11 protein-coding genes are annotated in these 16588 nt (G+C 41.1%); 10 read left to right on the top strand and 1 reads right to left on the bottom strand.

The features are described from left to right. The 7 genes from ALKIM_RS20070 to ALKIM_RS0116980 form a co-directional block, all read left to right on the top strand. On the top strand, positions 1-577 hold a 577-nt coding region (locus ALKIM_RS20070; RefSeq protein WP_026475700.1), incomplete at its 5' end, for a nucleoside hydrolase. 117 nt (positions 578-694) lie between these two features. Continuing rightward, positions 695-2113 (top strand): nucleoside hydrolase-like domain-containing protein, encoded by a 1419-nt coding sequence (locus tag ALKIM_RS0117005; protein WP_026475699.1) that lies wholly within the window; start codon positions 695-697, stop codon positions 2111-2113. Between the two features lie 153 nt (positions 2114-2266). After that, the gene (locus ALKIM_RS0117000) at positions 2267-5008 is read left to right on the top strand and encodes a family 78 glycoside hydrolase catalytic domain (RefSeq protein ID WP_026475698.1); all 2742 of its coding nucleotides are present in this window, start codon (positions 2267-2269) and stop codon (positions 5006-5008) included. 70 nt (positions 5009-5078) lie between these two features. Then, the gene (locus tag ALKIM_RS18990; protein WP_052345625.1) at positions 5079-6173 is read left to right on the top strand and encodes a cellulase family glycosylhydrolase; all 1095 of its coding nucleotides are present in this window, start codon (positions 5079-5081) and stop codon (positions 6171-6173) included. A 154-nt stretch (positions 6174-6327) separates the two neighbouring features. Then, positions 6328-8301 (top strand): glycoside hydrolase family 97 protein, encoded by a 1974-nt coding sequence (locus ALKIM_RS0116990; protein WP_026475697.1) that lies wholly within the window; start codon positions 6328-6330, stop codon positions 8299-8301. 98 nt (positions 8302-8399) lie between these two features. Next, positions 8400-9818 carry an arylsulfatase gene (locus ALKIM_RS18985; RefSeq protein WP_084555932.1) on the top strand — a complete coding sequence of 473 codons (1419 nt, stop codon included), beginning with the start codon at positions 8400-8402 and terminating at the stop codon, positions 9816-9818. Positions 9819-9856: 38 nt separating this feature from the next. Next, complete coding sequence (locus ALKIM_RS0116980) at positions 9857-12664, top strand: glycoside hydrolase family 2 protein (protein WP_044118044.1); 2808 nt, start codon at positions 9857-9859, stop codon at positions 12662-12664. Positions 12665-13119: 455 nt separating this feature from the next. Here ALKIM_RS0116980 and ALKIM_RS19960 read toward each other — a convergent pair whose 3' ends face one another. Further along, the gene (locus ALKIM_RS19960) at positions 13120-13278 is read right to left on the bottom strand and encodes a hypothetical protein (RefSeq protein WP_157363960.1); all 159 of its coding nucleotides are present in this window, start codon (positions 13276-13278) and stop codon (positions 13120-13122) included. A 256-nt stretch (positions 13279-13534) separates the two neighbouring features. Between ALKIM_RS19960 and ALKIM_RS0116970 the strand changes: the two genes are divergently transcribed. From ALKIM_RS0116970 to ALKIM_RS0116960, 3 genes are all read left to right on the top strand, one after another. Next, a complete protein-coding gene (locus ALKIM_RS0116970) occupies positions 13535-13726 on the top strand; it encodes a cold-shock protein (RefSeq protein WP_026475695.1) in 192 nt (63 codons plus the stop codon). Between the two features lie 179 nt (positions 13727-13905). Continuing rightward, positions 13906-15081: a PP2C family protein-serine/threonine phosphatase gene (locus ALKIM_RS0116965; RefSeq protein ID WP_026475694.1), complete on the top strand. Its 1176-nt coding sequence runs from the start codon at positions 13906-13908 to the stop codon at positions 15079-15081. Between the two features lie 99 nt (positions 15082-15180). Next, positions 15181-16587 (top strand): amidophosphoribosyltransferase, encoded by a 1407-nt coding sequence (locus ALKIM_RS0116960; protein WP_026475693.1) that lies wholly within the window; start codon positions 15181-15183, stop codon positions 16585-16587. Position 16588: the final 1 nt, after the last annotated feature.

Genomic DNA, 16588 nt, shown 5'->3' with positions numbered 1-16588 from the left:
GTCACCAACTATTATTTGCCACATTACCTTTGTATCTGAACCCGATGACCTATCGCCCCTAACAGGTAAAGAGCTGTTGGATAAGAAACTGAATCGCTGGGTTGCACTCGGTGCATTGGGTGCATATAATGAGGGGTACTATTTCGTAAAGGATTGGAATTTCTTTTTCAACAATACAGCGCCATACACTCAGTATTTGATAGAAAATTTTTCAAAGCCGGCCTATTTTGTTGATGGTGGTTCTGAAACAATGACGGGTAAAAGCTTGATGACTACAGCTCCTGGCAATATTGTACGCACGGCTTATCGCGATTGGTTATGGAATTATAAAAACTTAACGCTCGATGAGCAAAGGCCTTCTTGGGATCTTGCAGCGGTGCTGTTCGCTGTTAGGGGAGAGGCAGGTTTCTTTTCTGTAGTTGAATTTGGTACTCTTGAGTTTGATAAAGAATTTGGTAGTAGGTGGAATAATACTGAAAATAACGCAAATCATTATTTTGTGAGGCAGATAGATGGCACTGATGAGATGCTTGCCAATTTATTGAACGAAATGCTAGGCTTGCCGCCAAGCATGTAGAGAGTCGGTTAGTGTTAAAGGCTTATAGTTTTAATGAATATTATTTATCAGGTCAAAAAATGAATATGTTGAATCATTCTCGTTCCATCCAACCAGTGGAGAAATAAATATTTCCGGATGAAAACCTATACTTTGTATATATCTATTTTATTGTTGGCATTTACTCAGCCCCTTATGTCTGAGGAGAAACCCAGGGTTATTGTGCTAACAGATATTGAAAATGAGCCAGATGATGCGCAGTCTTTGGTGCGTTTTCTTTTATATTCCAATCATTTTGATGTGGAGGGTTTAATTGCAACCACCTCGACTCATCTTCGAAACCGTACCGCTGAATGGCGTATTCAAGAGATTGTTCAGGCTTTTGGTAAAGTAAGGGATAATCTGAATCTTCATGAGCCAGGATTTCCATCAGAAGAATATCTAAGATCAGTCATAAAAAGTGGAATCCCCAAATATGGTATGACTGGTGTGGGCTGCGGTATGGATTCCGAAGGTTCTGAATGGATTATTCGCGTAGTTGATATGGATGATCCAAGGCCGGTATGGATATCTGTATGGGGTGGACCTAATACATTGGCACAGGCTCTATGGAAGGTTAGACAAACCAGAACAACTGAGCAGCTAAATAAGTTCGTTTCAAAACTAAGGGTTTATACTATATCGGATCAGGATGATTCTGGCTATTGGTTAAGAAAAGAGTTTCCCGGTTTGTTTTATATTGTAAGTCCGGGGGGGTACTACAGACAAGCTACTTGGTCAGGAATTTCTGGGGAACAATTCTATCGATTTTCTTCTGATGCAGATACAATAATAGTTGGCAATAACTGGTTGCGTCATAATATTATCGAAAACCATGGGCCATTGGGGGCTCAATATCCTTTATCAGAATATATAATGGAAGGAGATACCCCAAGTTTTCTTTCTTTAATCAATAATGGGCTCAACAATCCAGAACGACCTGATTTTGGCGGATGGGGAGGGCGATACGAATTATATATCCCTCATTTTTCAAAATACTTACGCTACGATTACCACGAACCAGAACCACGTCCTATCTGGACGGATGCACGTGATGAGGTTACAGCCGCGGACGGGACTGTACATATCAGTAACCATGCAACGATATGGCGCTGGCGCAGTGCTTTTCAGAACGATTTTGCGGCACGTATGGACTGGACGATTAAACCATACAAAGAAGCAAACCATCCACCGGTAGTTAGAGTGGCAGGAGGCAACGAGATTAATTTAAAGGTCGGCGAAAGTATAACAATTGATGCCACTTCGAGTTACGATTCGGATGGTGATGAGTTGGTTTTCGAGTGGATACATTATCCCGAGGCTGGCAGCTATTGGCACTGGAGAGGAAATAGGGGAGTGATCATTGAGAATGGAAACAGCCCTGTAATGACAATTACAATTCCAAAGGAGGTTGAATTGAGGAGCCCACAAGTTACACATATAATATTGCAGGTAAGTGACAGTGGAAAGCCATCGCTTACACGCTACAAACGTGTTATAGTTAATGTGATCCCTTGATTGGTTATTGAGCTTCTGTAAAGCCTAATCGCTCAGAAGTGTTTTTTATAGCCAGTTTCTCAGTATTAGGTTGGTTGTAGTTGGGTAGAAAACCAACATTCATTTGAATATTTCTACGAGTTAATATAAATGTTGAATGTTAAATTCTAAAACATGAAGAAAACACTGGTGCTCTTGTCCTTTATTTTAATGAAGTGGTATATTAGTGTAGCTATGATTAGTCCAACTAATCTGTTGTGTGAGTATACGACAAATCCATCTGTAGTTGACGTTGTCAATCCCCGTCTTTCATGGGTAAATATTGCCCACGAAAATGTTCGAGGTCAGAAACAAACTGCATGGCAAATAAGGGTAGCCTCTGCCCCTGAACAACTAGAACAACCCGATCTTTGGGATAGTGGCAAGGTTTTGGGTAATCAATCCAATCGCATTGAATATTCTGGTATATCTCTTCATTCAAGACAAGAATGTTGGTGGCAGGTTAGGGTTTGGGATAAAGACGGGCATGTTTCTGAATGGAGCGAACCCGCTTTCTGGCGTATGGGACTTCTTAAACCCACCGATTGGGATGCGCGATGGATAGGCGCTCCATGGCAGGGTGAAGCTACATTGCCGAAGCCTGGCTGGCCAGGTGACTTCCTTCCGGATGAACTCCCCCCGCCAGCACCTCTTATGCGTAAATCGTTCAACATAAATAAAGATATTAAGAAAGCTTTAGTATTTACTTCTGGCCTGGGCTATTTCGAAATTTATCTGAATGGGCACAAGGTAGGTGACGATGTGTTGGTGCCAAACCAAACCAATTATGGAAAAAGGGATGGTCTGGAAGAACAGAATATCCCGCTGCCTGATGATTTTAAAGAGTATAAAGTAATGTATTTGGCCTATGATGTGACAGAAGGACTTGTGCAAGGGGAAAACATTGTGGGCAGTATCCTTGGCAACGGATTTTATAATCCTGCCAAGTTTTGGGCTCAAGGTTATGGCTCCCCTCGGTTTATTGCTCAATTACACATTACTTATACCGACGGAACAGAAGAGGTCATTGTAACCGATGATAGTTGGAAAGTAAGTAAAAGTGCCATAATAATGGACATGGTTTATTACGGAGAGCATTACGATGCCCGTATGGAACAGCCAGGCTGGAATGCGCCGGGGTTTGATGATTCAGATTGGGAAAATGTGATTTGTCGAAATGCGCCAGAGGGGAAACTAGTAGCCCACACAGCTAATACCGATAAAGTCATGGAAAGGCTGAAGCCATGCCGTATAGAAAAAATGTATGATGGAAGGTGGATTGTTGATTTTGGTGAAGAGGTTTCTGGATGGGTTAGGTTAACTGATATGAACGGCCCTGAAGGACATAAAATTGAAACTCGGTATTTAAGTAACTCGTGGTCTGGCGACAATAGTTATGTGTTTAGTGGTAAAGGCAATGAATCCTATGCTGCGAGATTTAACTGGTTTGTATTTAGGCAGGTAGAGGTTCTGAATTGGCCTGGTGTTTTACATCCGGAGCAAATTACCGCCGAAGTGGTCTATACATCAATTGATGAAACAGCACTATTTGAAACTTCTTCCACATTGTTAAACGATATCAATAAAATCTGGAAAAGAACCCAAACCAACAACATGCACGGAGGCATTGTGAGCGACTGTCCGCATCGTGAGCGTTCTGCCTATACCGGCGACGGACAGGTAACTTGCATCACCGTAATGCATAATTATGATGCCCGTAACTTTTATCAGAAATGGATTCACGATATAATTGGGGCACAAATAACGAAAACAGGTTATGTACCTAATTGCGCTCCCTGGCAACCCGGGTGCGGTGGCGGCGTAGCTTGGGGAGCAGCCATTAGTATAATGCCATGGGAATACTATGTGCATTATGGCGCAGTTGATATTCTTGAGGATTCATATCCGGCCATGAAAGAGTATCTCCGGTATTTGCAAACATGGCTTGGAAAGGATGGAATTGTGCACTCGCAGAGAAAAGGTCGCGATGGAAATGTGCTAAGATGGTTTAATTTAGGTGATTGGGCCGTGCCATATCAATTGCCGGATGAAGCATTGGTTCATACTTTTTATTTCTGGAGATGTGTTGATTATACTGCCAAAACTGCTGCTGTTCTTGGAAAAACAAAAGAAGCAAACCGTTACGCAAAACTTGCAGAGGCAACGAAAAGGGCTTTTCACAAAAGGTTCTATAACTCGCAGCATGGCACATATGGGCCATTTGGAGGTAATTTATTCGCCTTGGTAATGGGTGTCCCGTCAGACCGCTATGAAAGGGTTGTCAGCGCTCTCAAAAAGGAAATTGCAGCCAATAATGGACATTTGGATACTGGAATTTTTGGTACTCAGTTCTTTTTTGAAACCTTGTCGGAACATGGAATGCATGAGCTTGCGTGGGAAGCAATGGTAAAAACCGATGAACCTAGTTATGGACGTTGGCTGGCACTAGGAGCAACAACAATGTGGGAGTATTGGGATACTGGCGGTTCGCACAATCACCCCATGTTTGGCAGCGGTATAACTTGGTTTTACAGGAAGTTGGCTGGAATAAATACAAATCCCGATGAACCTGGATACAGGCATATTCTCTTTCGCCCCCAACCCGTTGGATGTTTATCATTCGTCAAATATTATAACACTACAGCCTTTGGTAAAGCAGGTATTCATTGGAAAAAAGGTGAGAGCTGTTTTACAATGAACATAACAGTACCTGTTGGCAGCTATGCCACTGTATATGTGCCAGGCGAGAAAAATAGTAAGCTTACCGAAAGCGGCAGTCCTCTTAAAAATCAACCGCATGTGCAATATGTTAATTGGGTCGATGGGTATCATATGGTAAAGGTTGAAAGTGGGGAATATAGTTTTGAGGTACGGTAGTAGACGATTTTCCTTGATGTGGTCGATGCTAATTAAACTTACGTTTTTAGAGAACTTTAAGTGATTGATAATGCGTGACAAATTGAATACAACGAAATGGGTTACTTCACAATTTAATATATGTAAGGTTTCCTTTTACTTTTTAGAATTGGGCCAAATAGGTTTTTCGCCTGTTAAGGTATTCTTAGTGACTGTCTGGATTGTCCTGGCTGGCTATTTTTCGGCTTGCAGTAACCCATCCCAAACAACATCAACGAAAATAACGGCTCGTGAAACCTGTTATACATCCGGGCGGTTTTTGTATGCACCAAATGGTGAAAAGATCATCCTCAGAGGGGTGAATAAAATGAATGTCGTTACGGATATAACTGGTGAACAATCGTTCCCTGAAATTAGAAAAACCGGTGCCAATGTAGTTCGGATAATGTGGATGAAATGGGGTGGAGGTGGACCCGAACTCAATGTGATTATCAGAAACAGCATTCGCAACAACTTAATTCCAATGATTGAACTGCATGATGCAACCGGAAAATGGGGTGAAGACCTTTACGCTTGCGTTGATTTTTGGCTGCGAGAGGATGTGCTGGAAGTCATTAAGAAATATGAAGGTTACATTTTGCTCAATATTGCCAATGAGGCTGGCGGCTACGTGGTTCCAAATGACGAGTTTGCTAAGGTGTATTCCGATATTGTGTTCCGGATGAGAAGTGCAGGTATTAGGGTGCCATTGGTAATCGATGCTTCCAATTGGGGGCGCAACGAGGAGAATTTATTAGCTACTGCTGAGCAGCTGATAAAAAACGACCCATTGCATAATCTTATTTTTTCATGGCACATCTGGGATTCAGGTATTTCTAATGAAAGAATCTACGATGCGTTAAAGCGTTCCATAGATAGCGATATTCCCTTTATCATTGGAGAATATGCGCCAATGGAGGTTAAATGCAAATGCTGCATCCCATACCATTATATAATGGATATTTGCCAGAAACTGGAAATTGGTTGGCTGGCATGGTCATGGGGGCCGGGTAACAAGGATTGTCCGGCCATGGATATGACTCATGATGGAACGTTTGAATCGTTGCACGGATGGGGGCTCGAAGTAGCACTTACACATCCAAACAGTATTTTCAATACCTCAGTAAGGCCTTCATTTATTAACTGATTGCTCTTTGATTTAACCTAACAATCACCATTTCTTTAATACTGTTGATTGATAAGTTTGAAACTATTAATATGAAGCACCCTGTTATACAAGCGCAATAAGAGCGAAATTGATAACATGGGTATTTCGTCAATTTTCTAAAAATAATTTTGTTATGATGAAATTTCTTTTATCTACTTTGCTTTTTTTATGGGCACTGGGAGCGTGGACTCAAACATTAAATGTTAGTTCACCTGATGGGCGTATCCGCGTTAACCTAAAACTTACTGATAGAATATATTATAATCTGGAGGTTGATGGGCAGGAGGTTATGTGGTTTTCACCTGTTTCAATGAACACAAGCAGAGGTTTGTTAGGCCAATCGCCTAAACTTGTTTCAAGTAACATTACATCAGTTAATGAAACCATTCAAACAGTCTGGGGCATTCGAAGCCAGGTGCAAAATAGTTACAATGAGCTAAAACTCGATTTTAATCCATCCTACTCTCTTTTGTTCAGAGTTTATGATGACGGAGTTGCATATAGATTTCAAACAAACTTTAAAGGAGACCTTGTGGTGTTTGATGAGGAGGTAGAGTTTAGATTTTGGAATAATTTTAGAATGATTAATCATGTGGTAGATGCTTTTGATACATCTTATGAAGAGGTCAACACGCGTCAAAATATCCTTGATGTGACTCCATCGAACCTTGTAAGTCTGCCTTCCATTATTGATCAGGAGAATTTAAAGTTGGCCATACTGGAGTCTGATGTGTATAATTATCCTGGAATGTATCTATCCAAAACATTGGCTCATACCTGGCCATATTTAAATGGGAAATTTCCTAGATATCCCCTCGAGTGGAGAGAGGGGGGGCACAATCGTTTTAATCTAAAAGTTACGAAAACTGCCGATTACATTGCAAAAACAACAGGTGCAAGAAGTTTCCCATGGCGAATTGTTGTAGTAGCGCGGCAGGATGTCGATTTGGCCGATTCGGATATGGTTTACAGGTTGGCCAGACCAGCGAAGATTTCTACCGATTGGATTAAACCTGGAAAGGTGGCATGGGATTGGTGGAATGCCCTCAATCTAAAAGGTGTTGATTTTGAAACTGGGATTAACAATAAAACTTACGAGTATTTCATCGATTTTGCCGCTGCCAACGGTATCGATTATGTAATTATGGATGAAGGTTGGTCAGACCAGTTTGATGTATTGCTCCCTACTCCTCATGTTGACATGGAGCATTTAACTGCCTATGCCAAAGAAAAAGGTGTTGGCCTTATATTATGGTGTGTATGGCACACAATTGACAGGCAATACGAAGAGGCTTTTAAACTGTTCCATAAATGGGGCGTTAAAGGTATAAAAGTGGATTTCATCGATCGTGATGACCAGTTGGCTATTGAGTTCTATGAACGTCTTGTAAGGGAGGCTGCCAAATATCAACTTCTGGTGAATTATCATGGATGTTCCAAACCTACCGGCTTAGACAGGACTTATCCTAATCTTATCACCTACGAGGCAGTGCGAGGCAATGAATACAATAAGTTCTCAAATGGACCGGAACCGGGACACAATGTTGATTTGGTTTTTACGAGATTGATGGCCGGACCTATGGATTACACGCCAGGAGCTATGAGAAATTCTATTCAGGGAGATTTTCATCAGAGAAATGATAACCCTATGAGTAAGGGCACCAGATGTCATCAATTGGCAATGTTTGTGGCTTATTTCTCACCCCTTCAGATGTTATGTGATGCACCTACAGCTTATGAACAATATCCCGATATTTTAGAGTTTCTTTCTGAAGTGCCTGTAACCTGGGACGAAACCGTTGTCCTCGATGGAAAAATTGGTGAGTATGTTCTGATTGCCAGACGAAAAGGAGAGGACTGGTTTATTGGCGGACTCAACAACTGGGACGAGCGTACCGTTGAGGTAGATTTGTCAAGGTTTTTAAATGGCGCATACAGTGCAAAAATGATTAAGGATGGTGTAAATGCAAACCGTCAGGCTGAAGATTATCTGGTTGAGCGTTTCGACGTTGATAGTCATGATAGAATTAACATAGTCATGAAAATGGGCGGCGGATTCGTTCTTGTTCTTACCAAATATAATGCCATGTTCATTATACAACCATAATCGTAGCCCGATTTAACCTAGCATCGGGTTGAATTGGGCTTGTTGTTTAATTATTCTTAGTTTCAAAAAGTTCTGTCTTAATTTTAATTGAATTAGATATGCTATTAAATAAAAGAGGCTTTTTAGAGGTAGCTGTGTTGGCAACCGCTTCTCTCTTCTCATGCACCAGAAAAGAAGTTCAACAATTGCCAAATATTATCTTTATTATGGCAGATGACTTGGGATATAACGATTTAGGATGTTATGGGTCAACAATTATTAAAACACCTAATATCGACCAACTTGCTTCTGAAGGTGTCATATTTACAAATCATTACGCAGGTTCGTCGGTTTGTGCGCCATCCCGATCGGTGTTAATGACCGGATTGCATACTGGTAATACACCAATAAGAGGCAATCTTCAGGTTGAGCCTAGCGGGCAAATGCCGCTGCCAAAAGGAACTACTACTGTTGCTACAAAATTGAAACAAGCCGGTTATACAACAGCATTGATTGGAAAGTGGGGACTTGGTATCGAAGGTAGCGAGGGTGAGCCCTCAAATCATGGTTTCGATTATTATTTCGGCTATCTCGATCAGGTATTAGCTCATAATCACTATCCTGAGTTTTTAATCAGGAACGGAGAAAGAGTATATCTTGATAATGACGTGCAATACCTCGATACATCACACTGGTCTAATGGCTTAGGAAGTTATCCGTTGAGGATGGGCGAGTATTCACAAGACCATTTTACCCGTGAGGCTTTGAACTTTATCGACAATAATAGAAAAGACCCATTCTTTCTCTATCTCCCAGTTATTATTCCTCACGATAATGGCGAGGCCTTGCTCGGAAAACGTTATTCTGAAGTGCCTTCGTTTGGTATTTATGCCGATTCCCTGTGGACTGAAGAGGAAAAGGGATATGCAGCGATGATATCACATCTCGACAATGAAGTGGGTATCCTGCTTAAAAAATTGGACGAGCTGGGGCTTCGAGATAATACTTTGATTATTTTCACCAGTGATAATGGTGGTGATTCGCCCGGAATGTTCTATGAACTAAGTAACTATCCCTTCAGAGGAGTGAAACGTGACCTTTATGAGGGAGGCTTGCGTGTGCCATTTGTAGTCCGGTGGCCTGAGAAAATAAAACCTGGAAGTATCAGCAACCATGTTTCTGCCTTTTGGGATATATTGCCCACCTTTTGCGATGTTGCTGGAGTCGCTTTATGCGAACCTACTGATGGGATTTCATTCTTGCCCGAGTTGCTTGGTAATGAACAACAAAAACATGAATTTCTATATTGGGAGTTTCACGAGGGGAGCAAAGCCCAGGCTATTTTGCTCGATCACTGGAAAGGTGTCAGGGTAAACATTAGACAAAATCCAGACGCTCCTTTAGAGTTGTATAATATTAAAACTGATCCTTCAGAATCGTTAGATTTATCAGCCAATTATCCTGATATAGTTGAACGTATACACACTCTGATGCGAACTGCAAGGTCATGGGATCCTGTCTGGCCTTTATTTGATTAAAACATTAAAGATCTTTTATTGATTCTATACGTTTGATAATGGATAAATTTAAGCTCATTTTATTATTCCTATTTATTGTTGGTGGTCTCGCCAAGGCTCAGCATAGTGAAATTATATACTTGTCTGGAACTGATGCGGCCAATACGGTAAATTGGGAGTTTTTATGTACCGATGGCCGCAACAGTGGCCACTGGACAACCATTCCAGTACCCTCTAATTGGGAACTTCAGGGCTTTGGTTCATATAATTATGGTCATGATTGGCGCAATTCCGACCTTAAAGTGGGAAAGGAAAAAGGTTTATACCGACATCGTTTCAATGTGCCTAGTAAATGGAAAGGCAAAACGGTTAACATCGTATTTGAAGGTGCAATTACCGATACGCGTGTGTCCGTTAACGGGAAGCAGGTAGGACCAGTTCATCAAGGTGGATTTTATAGGTTTAGGTTCAATATAAGTAAGTTTCTGAAATATGGTTCATCTAATTTATTGGAGGTTGAGGTAGCCAAACATTCTGAAAATGAGTCTGTAAATAGAGCTGAACGACAAGCTGATTACTGGATCTTTGGGGGAATTTATCGTCCTGTTTATCTTGAAATATTACCCAATGAGCATATTACTCGGTTGGCTGTTGATGCAAGGGATGATGGTTCATTTACTGCCATTGCTGAGATTAACAAACCTCTGCCTGGAGCCTCTTTGCATATCGAATTGGCTACTTTGGATGGAAGTTCAGTTGGAGACATCTTTGTGCAGAATTTCCCGCAGCGGGCCGGGTCAGTGCAAATCGAAGGGGCGTATAAGGATATATTGGCATGGAATCCTGAGAATCCGAACCTATATATAATAAAGGCGTCATTACAGAAAGGGGGAGAAGTTTTGCATGAAGTGGTGCATCGCATCGGTTTTAGAACGGTTGAGTTTCGCACACATGATGGGTTTTATGTGAATGGTGAAAAAGTCGTCTTTAAAGGGGTAAATCGTCATTCCTTTTGGCCTGAAACTGGCAGAGCATTATCTGATAGAAACCATCTTGATGACATTATGCTAATGAAAGAGATGAACATGAATGCTGTTCGCATGGCGCATTATCCTCCCGACAAACGCTTCTTGGAATTATGTGATTCTATTGGCCTTTTTGTATTAAACGAAGTGGCCGGTTGGCAGGATGGGTACGACATTAAAGTAGGACCCAGAGTTATTAGATCTTCTGTGTTAAGGGACGAAAACCATCCGTCAGTGGTGGCTTGGTGTCATGGAAATGAAGGTGGATGGGATTTCGAAAATGAGAAGTGGTTTCACAATTATGACGTGCAGAAACGACCGGTTCTATACCCATGGCTGCTTCGAAACGGTATTGATTTGCATCATTATCCCTCCTTCAATTTCGGCGTGGCACGATTTGTCAATGGAAACGATCCGTTTATGCCAACTGAGTTCCTGCATGGATTGTATGATGGTGGACATGGTGCAGGACTTGAGGATTATTGGGATTATTACCAATCATCTGCATTACATGCAGGAGGTTTCTTATGGGTGTTTTCTGATGAAGCTGTATTGCGTACCGACATGGATGGGGAAGTGTACGACAGTGATGGGGATCATGCGCCTGACGGAATTCTTGGTCCTTTTCGAGAAAAAGGCGGTAGTTTCAACACCATAAAGGAGATATGGTCACCGGTACAGGTTGCTCCACTAATCATAAACAGAAAATGGAATGGAAGATTATTCATCGAGAATAAATTTATCTATACCAATCTCAATCAATGTGCATTTGAATGGAAAGCCACACGCACACGCTATAATAGTATCGAAACTGATGTAATAGCCACTGGTTCAATTTCTGGTGTTAATGCCCGACCTGGCGAAAAAGTTGCAATAGATGTTGAAATTAATGGAGAACTAAATGATTCTGATTTGTTCTACTTCACCGCTTTTGATAATCAAGGTAGAGAACTTTATACATGGAGCTGGCCATTGTTGCAAACATGGCAGTTGGCAGAAGATATTTTGGAATTGATTCAAGTTGGTTCATCCGCACATGTTAAGTTTACTGAAGATGAGGTTTCAGTTACAGCTTCGTCATCTGACTTGTTTATTACATTTAATAAAGCAGATGCCACAATTCAATCTGTTGTGGGCAAGAATGGAGTTGTCCCATTGAGGGGGGGCCAAGTTTCCGGTGTCGAAATGCCCATAAAATCTACTAAGTGGGGAATTAATTCTGATGGTAGTTTTGTCTTAGAAGCATTTACAGACCATCCAAACCGGAAAATTGTCTGGACGTTCGATAATTCTGGACTGCTTCATATGGAAGCTTATTTACTCAATAACTTTAGAGGACACTTTAATTATTTGGGAATTGGCTTTTCGTATCCAGAGGAAGAGTGCATGGCTGTGCGATGGTATGGTCGTGGACCTTACAGGGTTTGGAAAAACCGTATTAAGGGTACATCCTTTGGGGTTTGGGAAAAGGATTATAACAATACAGTTACAGGCGAAAGCTTTAAAAATCTTATCTATCCGGAGTTTAAAGGATATCATGCAAACCTTTATTGGATGACAATAATTGGCCATAATTCGAATTTTTCCATTATTTCAGGCACTCCAAACTTGTTCTTTCAACTATTTACTCCGCAATCATCAAAGCATATTTTAGGTGGAACAAACCCACCATTTCCCAATGCTGACATTTCGTTTTTGTATGAGATTCCAGCTATTGGGACCAAGTTCAAGATGCCTGAACAACTTGGTTACAGGAGCACGCAAGGCTGGTATGGAAGCCAAAATGGCGATCAGCCATATCCAATTAAATTATGGTTTGATTTCCGACCAACCATTGACTAAAAAGTGGTATGTTAAAAGACTGCAAATTATACACGGTTTAAAAAAAAACATATTAAAGTCAGTTCATGTTGAGATACAAGACATCAGGATAGGCAGCCAATTAGGAAGAATAGTGAAATGTCTGTTCTATGTTTATCCCAATACAAATGGAAGCTAAGGAAATATACCGGGTAGATATTGAATAATGCGGTGGGTTTTAGATCGTGTTCTCACTGCGGAGTTCTTCTATCTGGTAGTAGAAAAGCACAGTGAGAACCAGACCTTGCCGACAAGTTGCATCGACGGTAGTGTTGAGACATCCTTCAGGTTAACATCCCAATATATATTTAAGATTTAAACTGTCGGAGCCTATTGAGATATTGATACAATAATACGTAATCAGTTAAATCACATAAACAAATGACGCTAAACTGAGTCCGATGTTGTGAAAAATAGTCTGTTTAGTGGCCGGAACCTTATTTTCTTGGTCCCTGACGTCTTTCCAGATAGCGCATACGTGCCTCTTCCGGATCTGATTCAACAGGAATATAGATAGTTGTTTTTGTATCTATAATAACAGCCTGCATCTTACTTAAATCTGGAGACTTTACTTCTTTTTGCTTGTTTTGAATCATGATTTTATTTTTCTGTAAGTAAAAATTGCATATCGGCTTTGAGCTGTGGTACTTTTAGTACACTTCAATTACTGATAATGTGACAATTTAGTTATAATAAATCTAAATAAAAAATATCCAGTCGGTTATTAACTTCTGTTAACTGCATTTGCAGCACCAATCCCTTAAAATGTTAAATTTTAATTTTTTATCTCTCAATATTTGTTTTAACCACAATTGTTTTACTATCTTTGCATTATCAATTTAAATTCATATTATGAACAAAGGAGTAGTAAAATTCTTCAATGAAACGAAAGGTTTCGGATTCATTAAAGACGAAAATTCTTCAACAGAGTATTTCGTACACGTATCAGGTTTAAAGGACGATGTTCGTGAAAACGACGAAGTTACTTATGATCTAGTTGAAGGACGTAAAGGATTAAATGCTGTAAATGTGAAACTTGCATAGTTTCATTCATCTATATACATTTAAGATTTAGCAAGGGGCTGTCTGTAAAGACAGCCCCTTCGTCATTTTCAGAATCTGACTGTTGATTCTGAAAAACAATGATTTCTTGGGGTTTATCTGGCAAAACAAATTGTAATTCACTATTTTTAGTTTAGCCATCTCATATAAATCCCATATTAATGACGGACAATACCGCCACCATACTGATAGTAGATGATTCGGGTGTAAACATCCAACTTCTTCGAAATGTGTTGAGACGATACAATATTCTGGATGCAAACAACGGTCCCGATGCGGTTCGCCTTAGTCTGTCTGAACCAAAACCCGACCTTATTCTGCTTGACGTGATGATGCCGGGAATGGATGGTTATGAGGTGTGCCGCCAAATCAGACACAATGAGAAAACAAGCGACATCCCCATTGTATTTGTAACCGGACAGACTGACCCGGAGAGCATACTTAATGGCTTTGAAGCCGGAGCTATTGATTACATATCCAAACCATTCAATGTGGTGGAACTTAAAGCACGCGTTAAAACGCAACTCGCCATTAAGATGGCTCGAGATCAAAACCGACGTCTTGTGCGGAAAATTGAATCCATCAACCTAAAACTTACCGACAGCATACGTTATGCTCAGAAAATTCAAAAGGCAAGTCTGCCTAAAGCCGAGTTTCTAACAAAACTTTTACCGGAACATTTTATTCTCTTGAAACCACTTGATATTGTGAGTGGCGACTTCTATTGGGCTGGCGAAGTGGATGATCACACGGTTATTGCGGTGGCCGACTGTACAGGTCACGGGGTGCCTGGTGCCATTATGAGTATGTTTGGCATTGCTTTTTTGCATGAGATTGTGGGTGTTAAGAGAGAAAAAACGCCTGCTGTGATTATTGAGGAGCTTAGAAGGATTTTGATAGAATTTCTTCAGCAAAGCGAAGATAGTGAGGTTAAAGATGGTATGGATATCAGTATCATATCCATCGACTCACGAAATTGTAGAATTGAGTATGCTGGCGCATTTATGTCGGTTTACCATATTCGAAACGGAACACTCACCGAACTTAGGGGAGATCACATGCCGGTATCGTATGGCGAAATCAATAGGCCTTTTAAAAACAATATGTTGCAATACCAACATGGTGATCAATTCTATCTGCTTACTGATGGTTATGCCAGTCAGTTTGGAGGTCCTCAGGGTAAAAAGCTAAAGAAGAGTGGCTTAAGACGTCTGTTGGTGGAGCTGTCACATTTGTCCATGCAGGAACAAAGAAAAGGCTTTGAGGCCTTTTTTGACAACTGGAAGGGCGCTGGCGAGCAAATAGATGATGTGCTGATGATGGGGTTGAAGGTTTGATAACTTATCAACATTTCTCACCATTTTATTAAACAACAAAACCGCAAGTAGATTTTTAATCTATCTTTGAGCGCTTTTTCAACTCTAAAACAAAAAACAATGAGTGGTTTTTTTGGTAGCGTCTCAAAGAACGACTGTGTAATGGATGTATTTTATGGTACTGACTACCATTCGCATCTTGGTACAAAAAGGGCCGGCATGGCCTTCTATTCAAAAGAGAAAGCTTTTCAGCGCGCCATTCATAGTCTGGAAGATGGTTATTTCCGTAATAAGTTTGATAACGATATAAAAGGTTTTCGTGGTAACATCGGTTTAGGTGTAATCAGCGACCATGAAGCACAACCCATTTTGGTGTCATCTCATCTTGGGCGGTTTGCTGTGGTCACAGTTTGCCGAATTACCAATATCAATGAGCTGGAACAACGCTTCATCAATGAGCGTCGTACGTTTGCCGAAACCAGCCAGGGTTCAGTGAATCCAACGGAGTTAGTGGCCATGTTGATTGCTGAGTGCGATGACTTTGTTTCAGGCATCAACAACGTGTTTGCCAACATCAAAGGCTCCTGTACCATGCTCATTATGACTGATGACCGTATTATAGCTGCACGCGACAGCTATGGGCGTACACCCATTGTAATTGGAATGAAAGAGGGAGCTTATGCGCTAACCTTTGAAACCAGTGCTTTCCCTAATTTGAGTTATGAGCCAATTCACTACCTCGGTGCCGGCGAAATTGTTGAGGTGGATGTTGATGGTTTCAGGCAACTTCAAAAGCCCGGTGATAAAATGCAGGCTTGTGCATTTTTATGGGTTTATTATGGATATCCGCCATCAATCTATGAGAATATCAATGTAGATGAGTCACGTTACAATTGCGGTGCGGTATTGGCAAAGCACGAAACCGTGAAAGCAGATTTTGTGGCTGCCATTCCCGATTCAGGTATTGGGCACGCAATGGGATTCAGTGGCGAAACGGGTATTCCTCTAAAACGACCCTATTCTAAATATACGCCTACATGGCCACGCAGTTTCATGCCTCAAAACCAGGAAACGCGTGATTTGGTTGCCAAGATGAAACTCATCCCCAACAAAGCTGTGTTGGAAGGGAAAAGCGGTATTTTTCTTGATGATTCCATCGTTAGAGGAACCCAGTTGCGTGACAATGTGAAAGATCTTCACGCAGGTGGAATTAAAGAAATTCACATGCGAATTGCTTGCCCGCCAATTATTTTCCCTTGTCCATTTCTTAACTTCAGCAGTTCCCGAAGCAGCCTCGACCTGGCCACACGAAAGGCCATTAAGCATCTCGAAGGTGATGAAAATGCCAATCTGGATCAGTATGCTGATCCTAAAAGTGAAAAATATGCTGCCATGGTGGAGTATATACGCCAGGATTTGGGTCTCACTACGCTGAAATTCCAAAATCTGGACGATTTAGTGACTGCTATTGGGTTGCCCAAAGAGAAACTCTGCACACACTGCTGGGACAATTCAAGCTCTCTTTAGT

This window comes from Alkaliflexus imshenetskii DSM 15055 (genome assembly GCF_000517065.1).
Taxonomy (GTDB): domain Bacteria; phylum Bacteroidota; class Bacteroidia; order Bacteroidales; family Marinilabiliaceae; genus Alkaliflexus; species Alkaliflexus imshenetskii.
The sequence above is the reverse complement of the archived record's forward strand: the minus strand, read 5'-3'. Positions and strand labels throughout refer to the sequence as shown.

Excerpts from the sequence above, each read along its gene's own strand:
- ALKIM_RS0116990 (WP_026475697.1), top strand. The coding sequence starts at position 6,328 with ATGATGAAATTTCTTTTATCTACTTTGCTTTTTTTATGGGCACTGGGA.
- ALKIM_RS19960 (WP_157363960.1), bottom strand. The coding sequence starts at position 13,278 with ATGATTCAAAACAAGCAAAAAGAAGTAAAGTCTCCAGATTTAAGTAAG.
- ALKIM_RS0116970 (WP_026475695.1), top strand. The coding sequence starts at position 13,535 with ATGAACAAAGGAGTAGTAAAATTCTTCAATGAAACGAAAGGTTTCGGA.
- ALKIM_RS18985 (WP_084555932.1), top strand. The coding sequence starts at position 8,400 with ATGCTATTAAATAAAAGAGGCTTTTTAGAGGTAGCTGTGTTGGCAACC.
- ALKIM_RS0116960 (WP_026475693.1), top strand. The coding sequence starts at position 15,181 with ATGAGTGGTTTTTTTGGTAGCGTCTCAAAGAACGACTGTGTAATGGAT.
- ALKIM_RS0117005 (WP_026475699.1), top strand. The coding sequence starts at position 695 with ATGAAAACCTATACTTTGTATATATCTATTTTATTGTTGGCATTTACT.
- ALKIM_RS0116965 (WP_026475694.1), top strand. The coding sequence starts at position 13,906 with ATGACGGACAATACCGCCACCATACTGATAGTAGATGATTCGGGTGTA.
- ALKIM_RS0117000 (WP_026475698.1), top strand. The coding sequence starts at position 2,267 with ATGAAGAAAACACTGGTGCTCTTGTCCTTTATTTTAATGAAGTGGTAT.
- ALKIM_RS0116980 (WP_044118044.1), top strand. The coding sequence starts at position 9,857 with ATGGATAAATTTAAGCTCATTTTATTATTCCTATTTATTGTTGGTGGT.
- ALKIM_RS18990 (WP_052345625.1), top strand. The coding sequence starts at position 5,079 with ATGCGTGACAAATTGAATACAACGAAATGGGTTACTTCACAATTTAAT.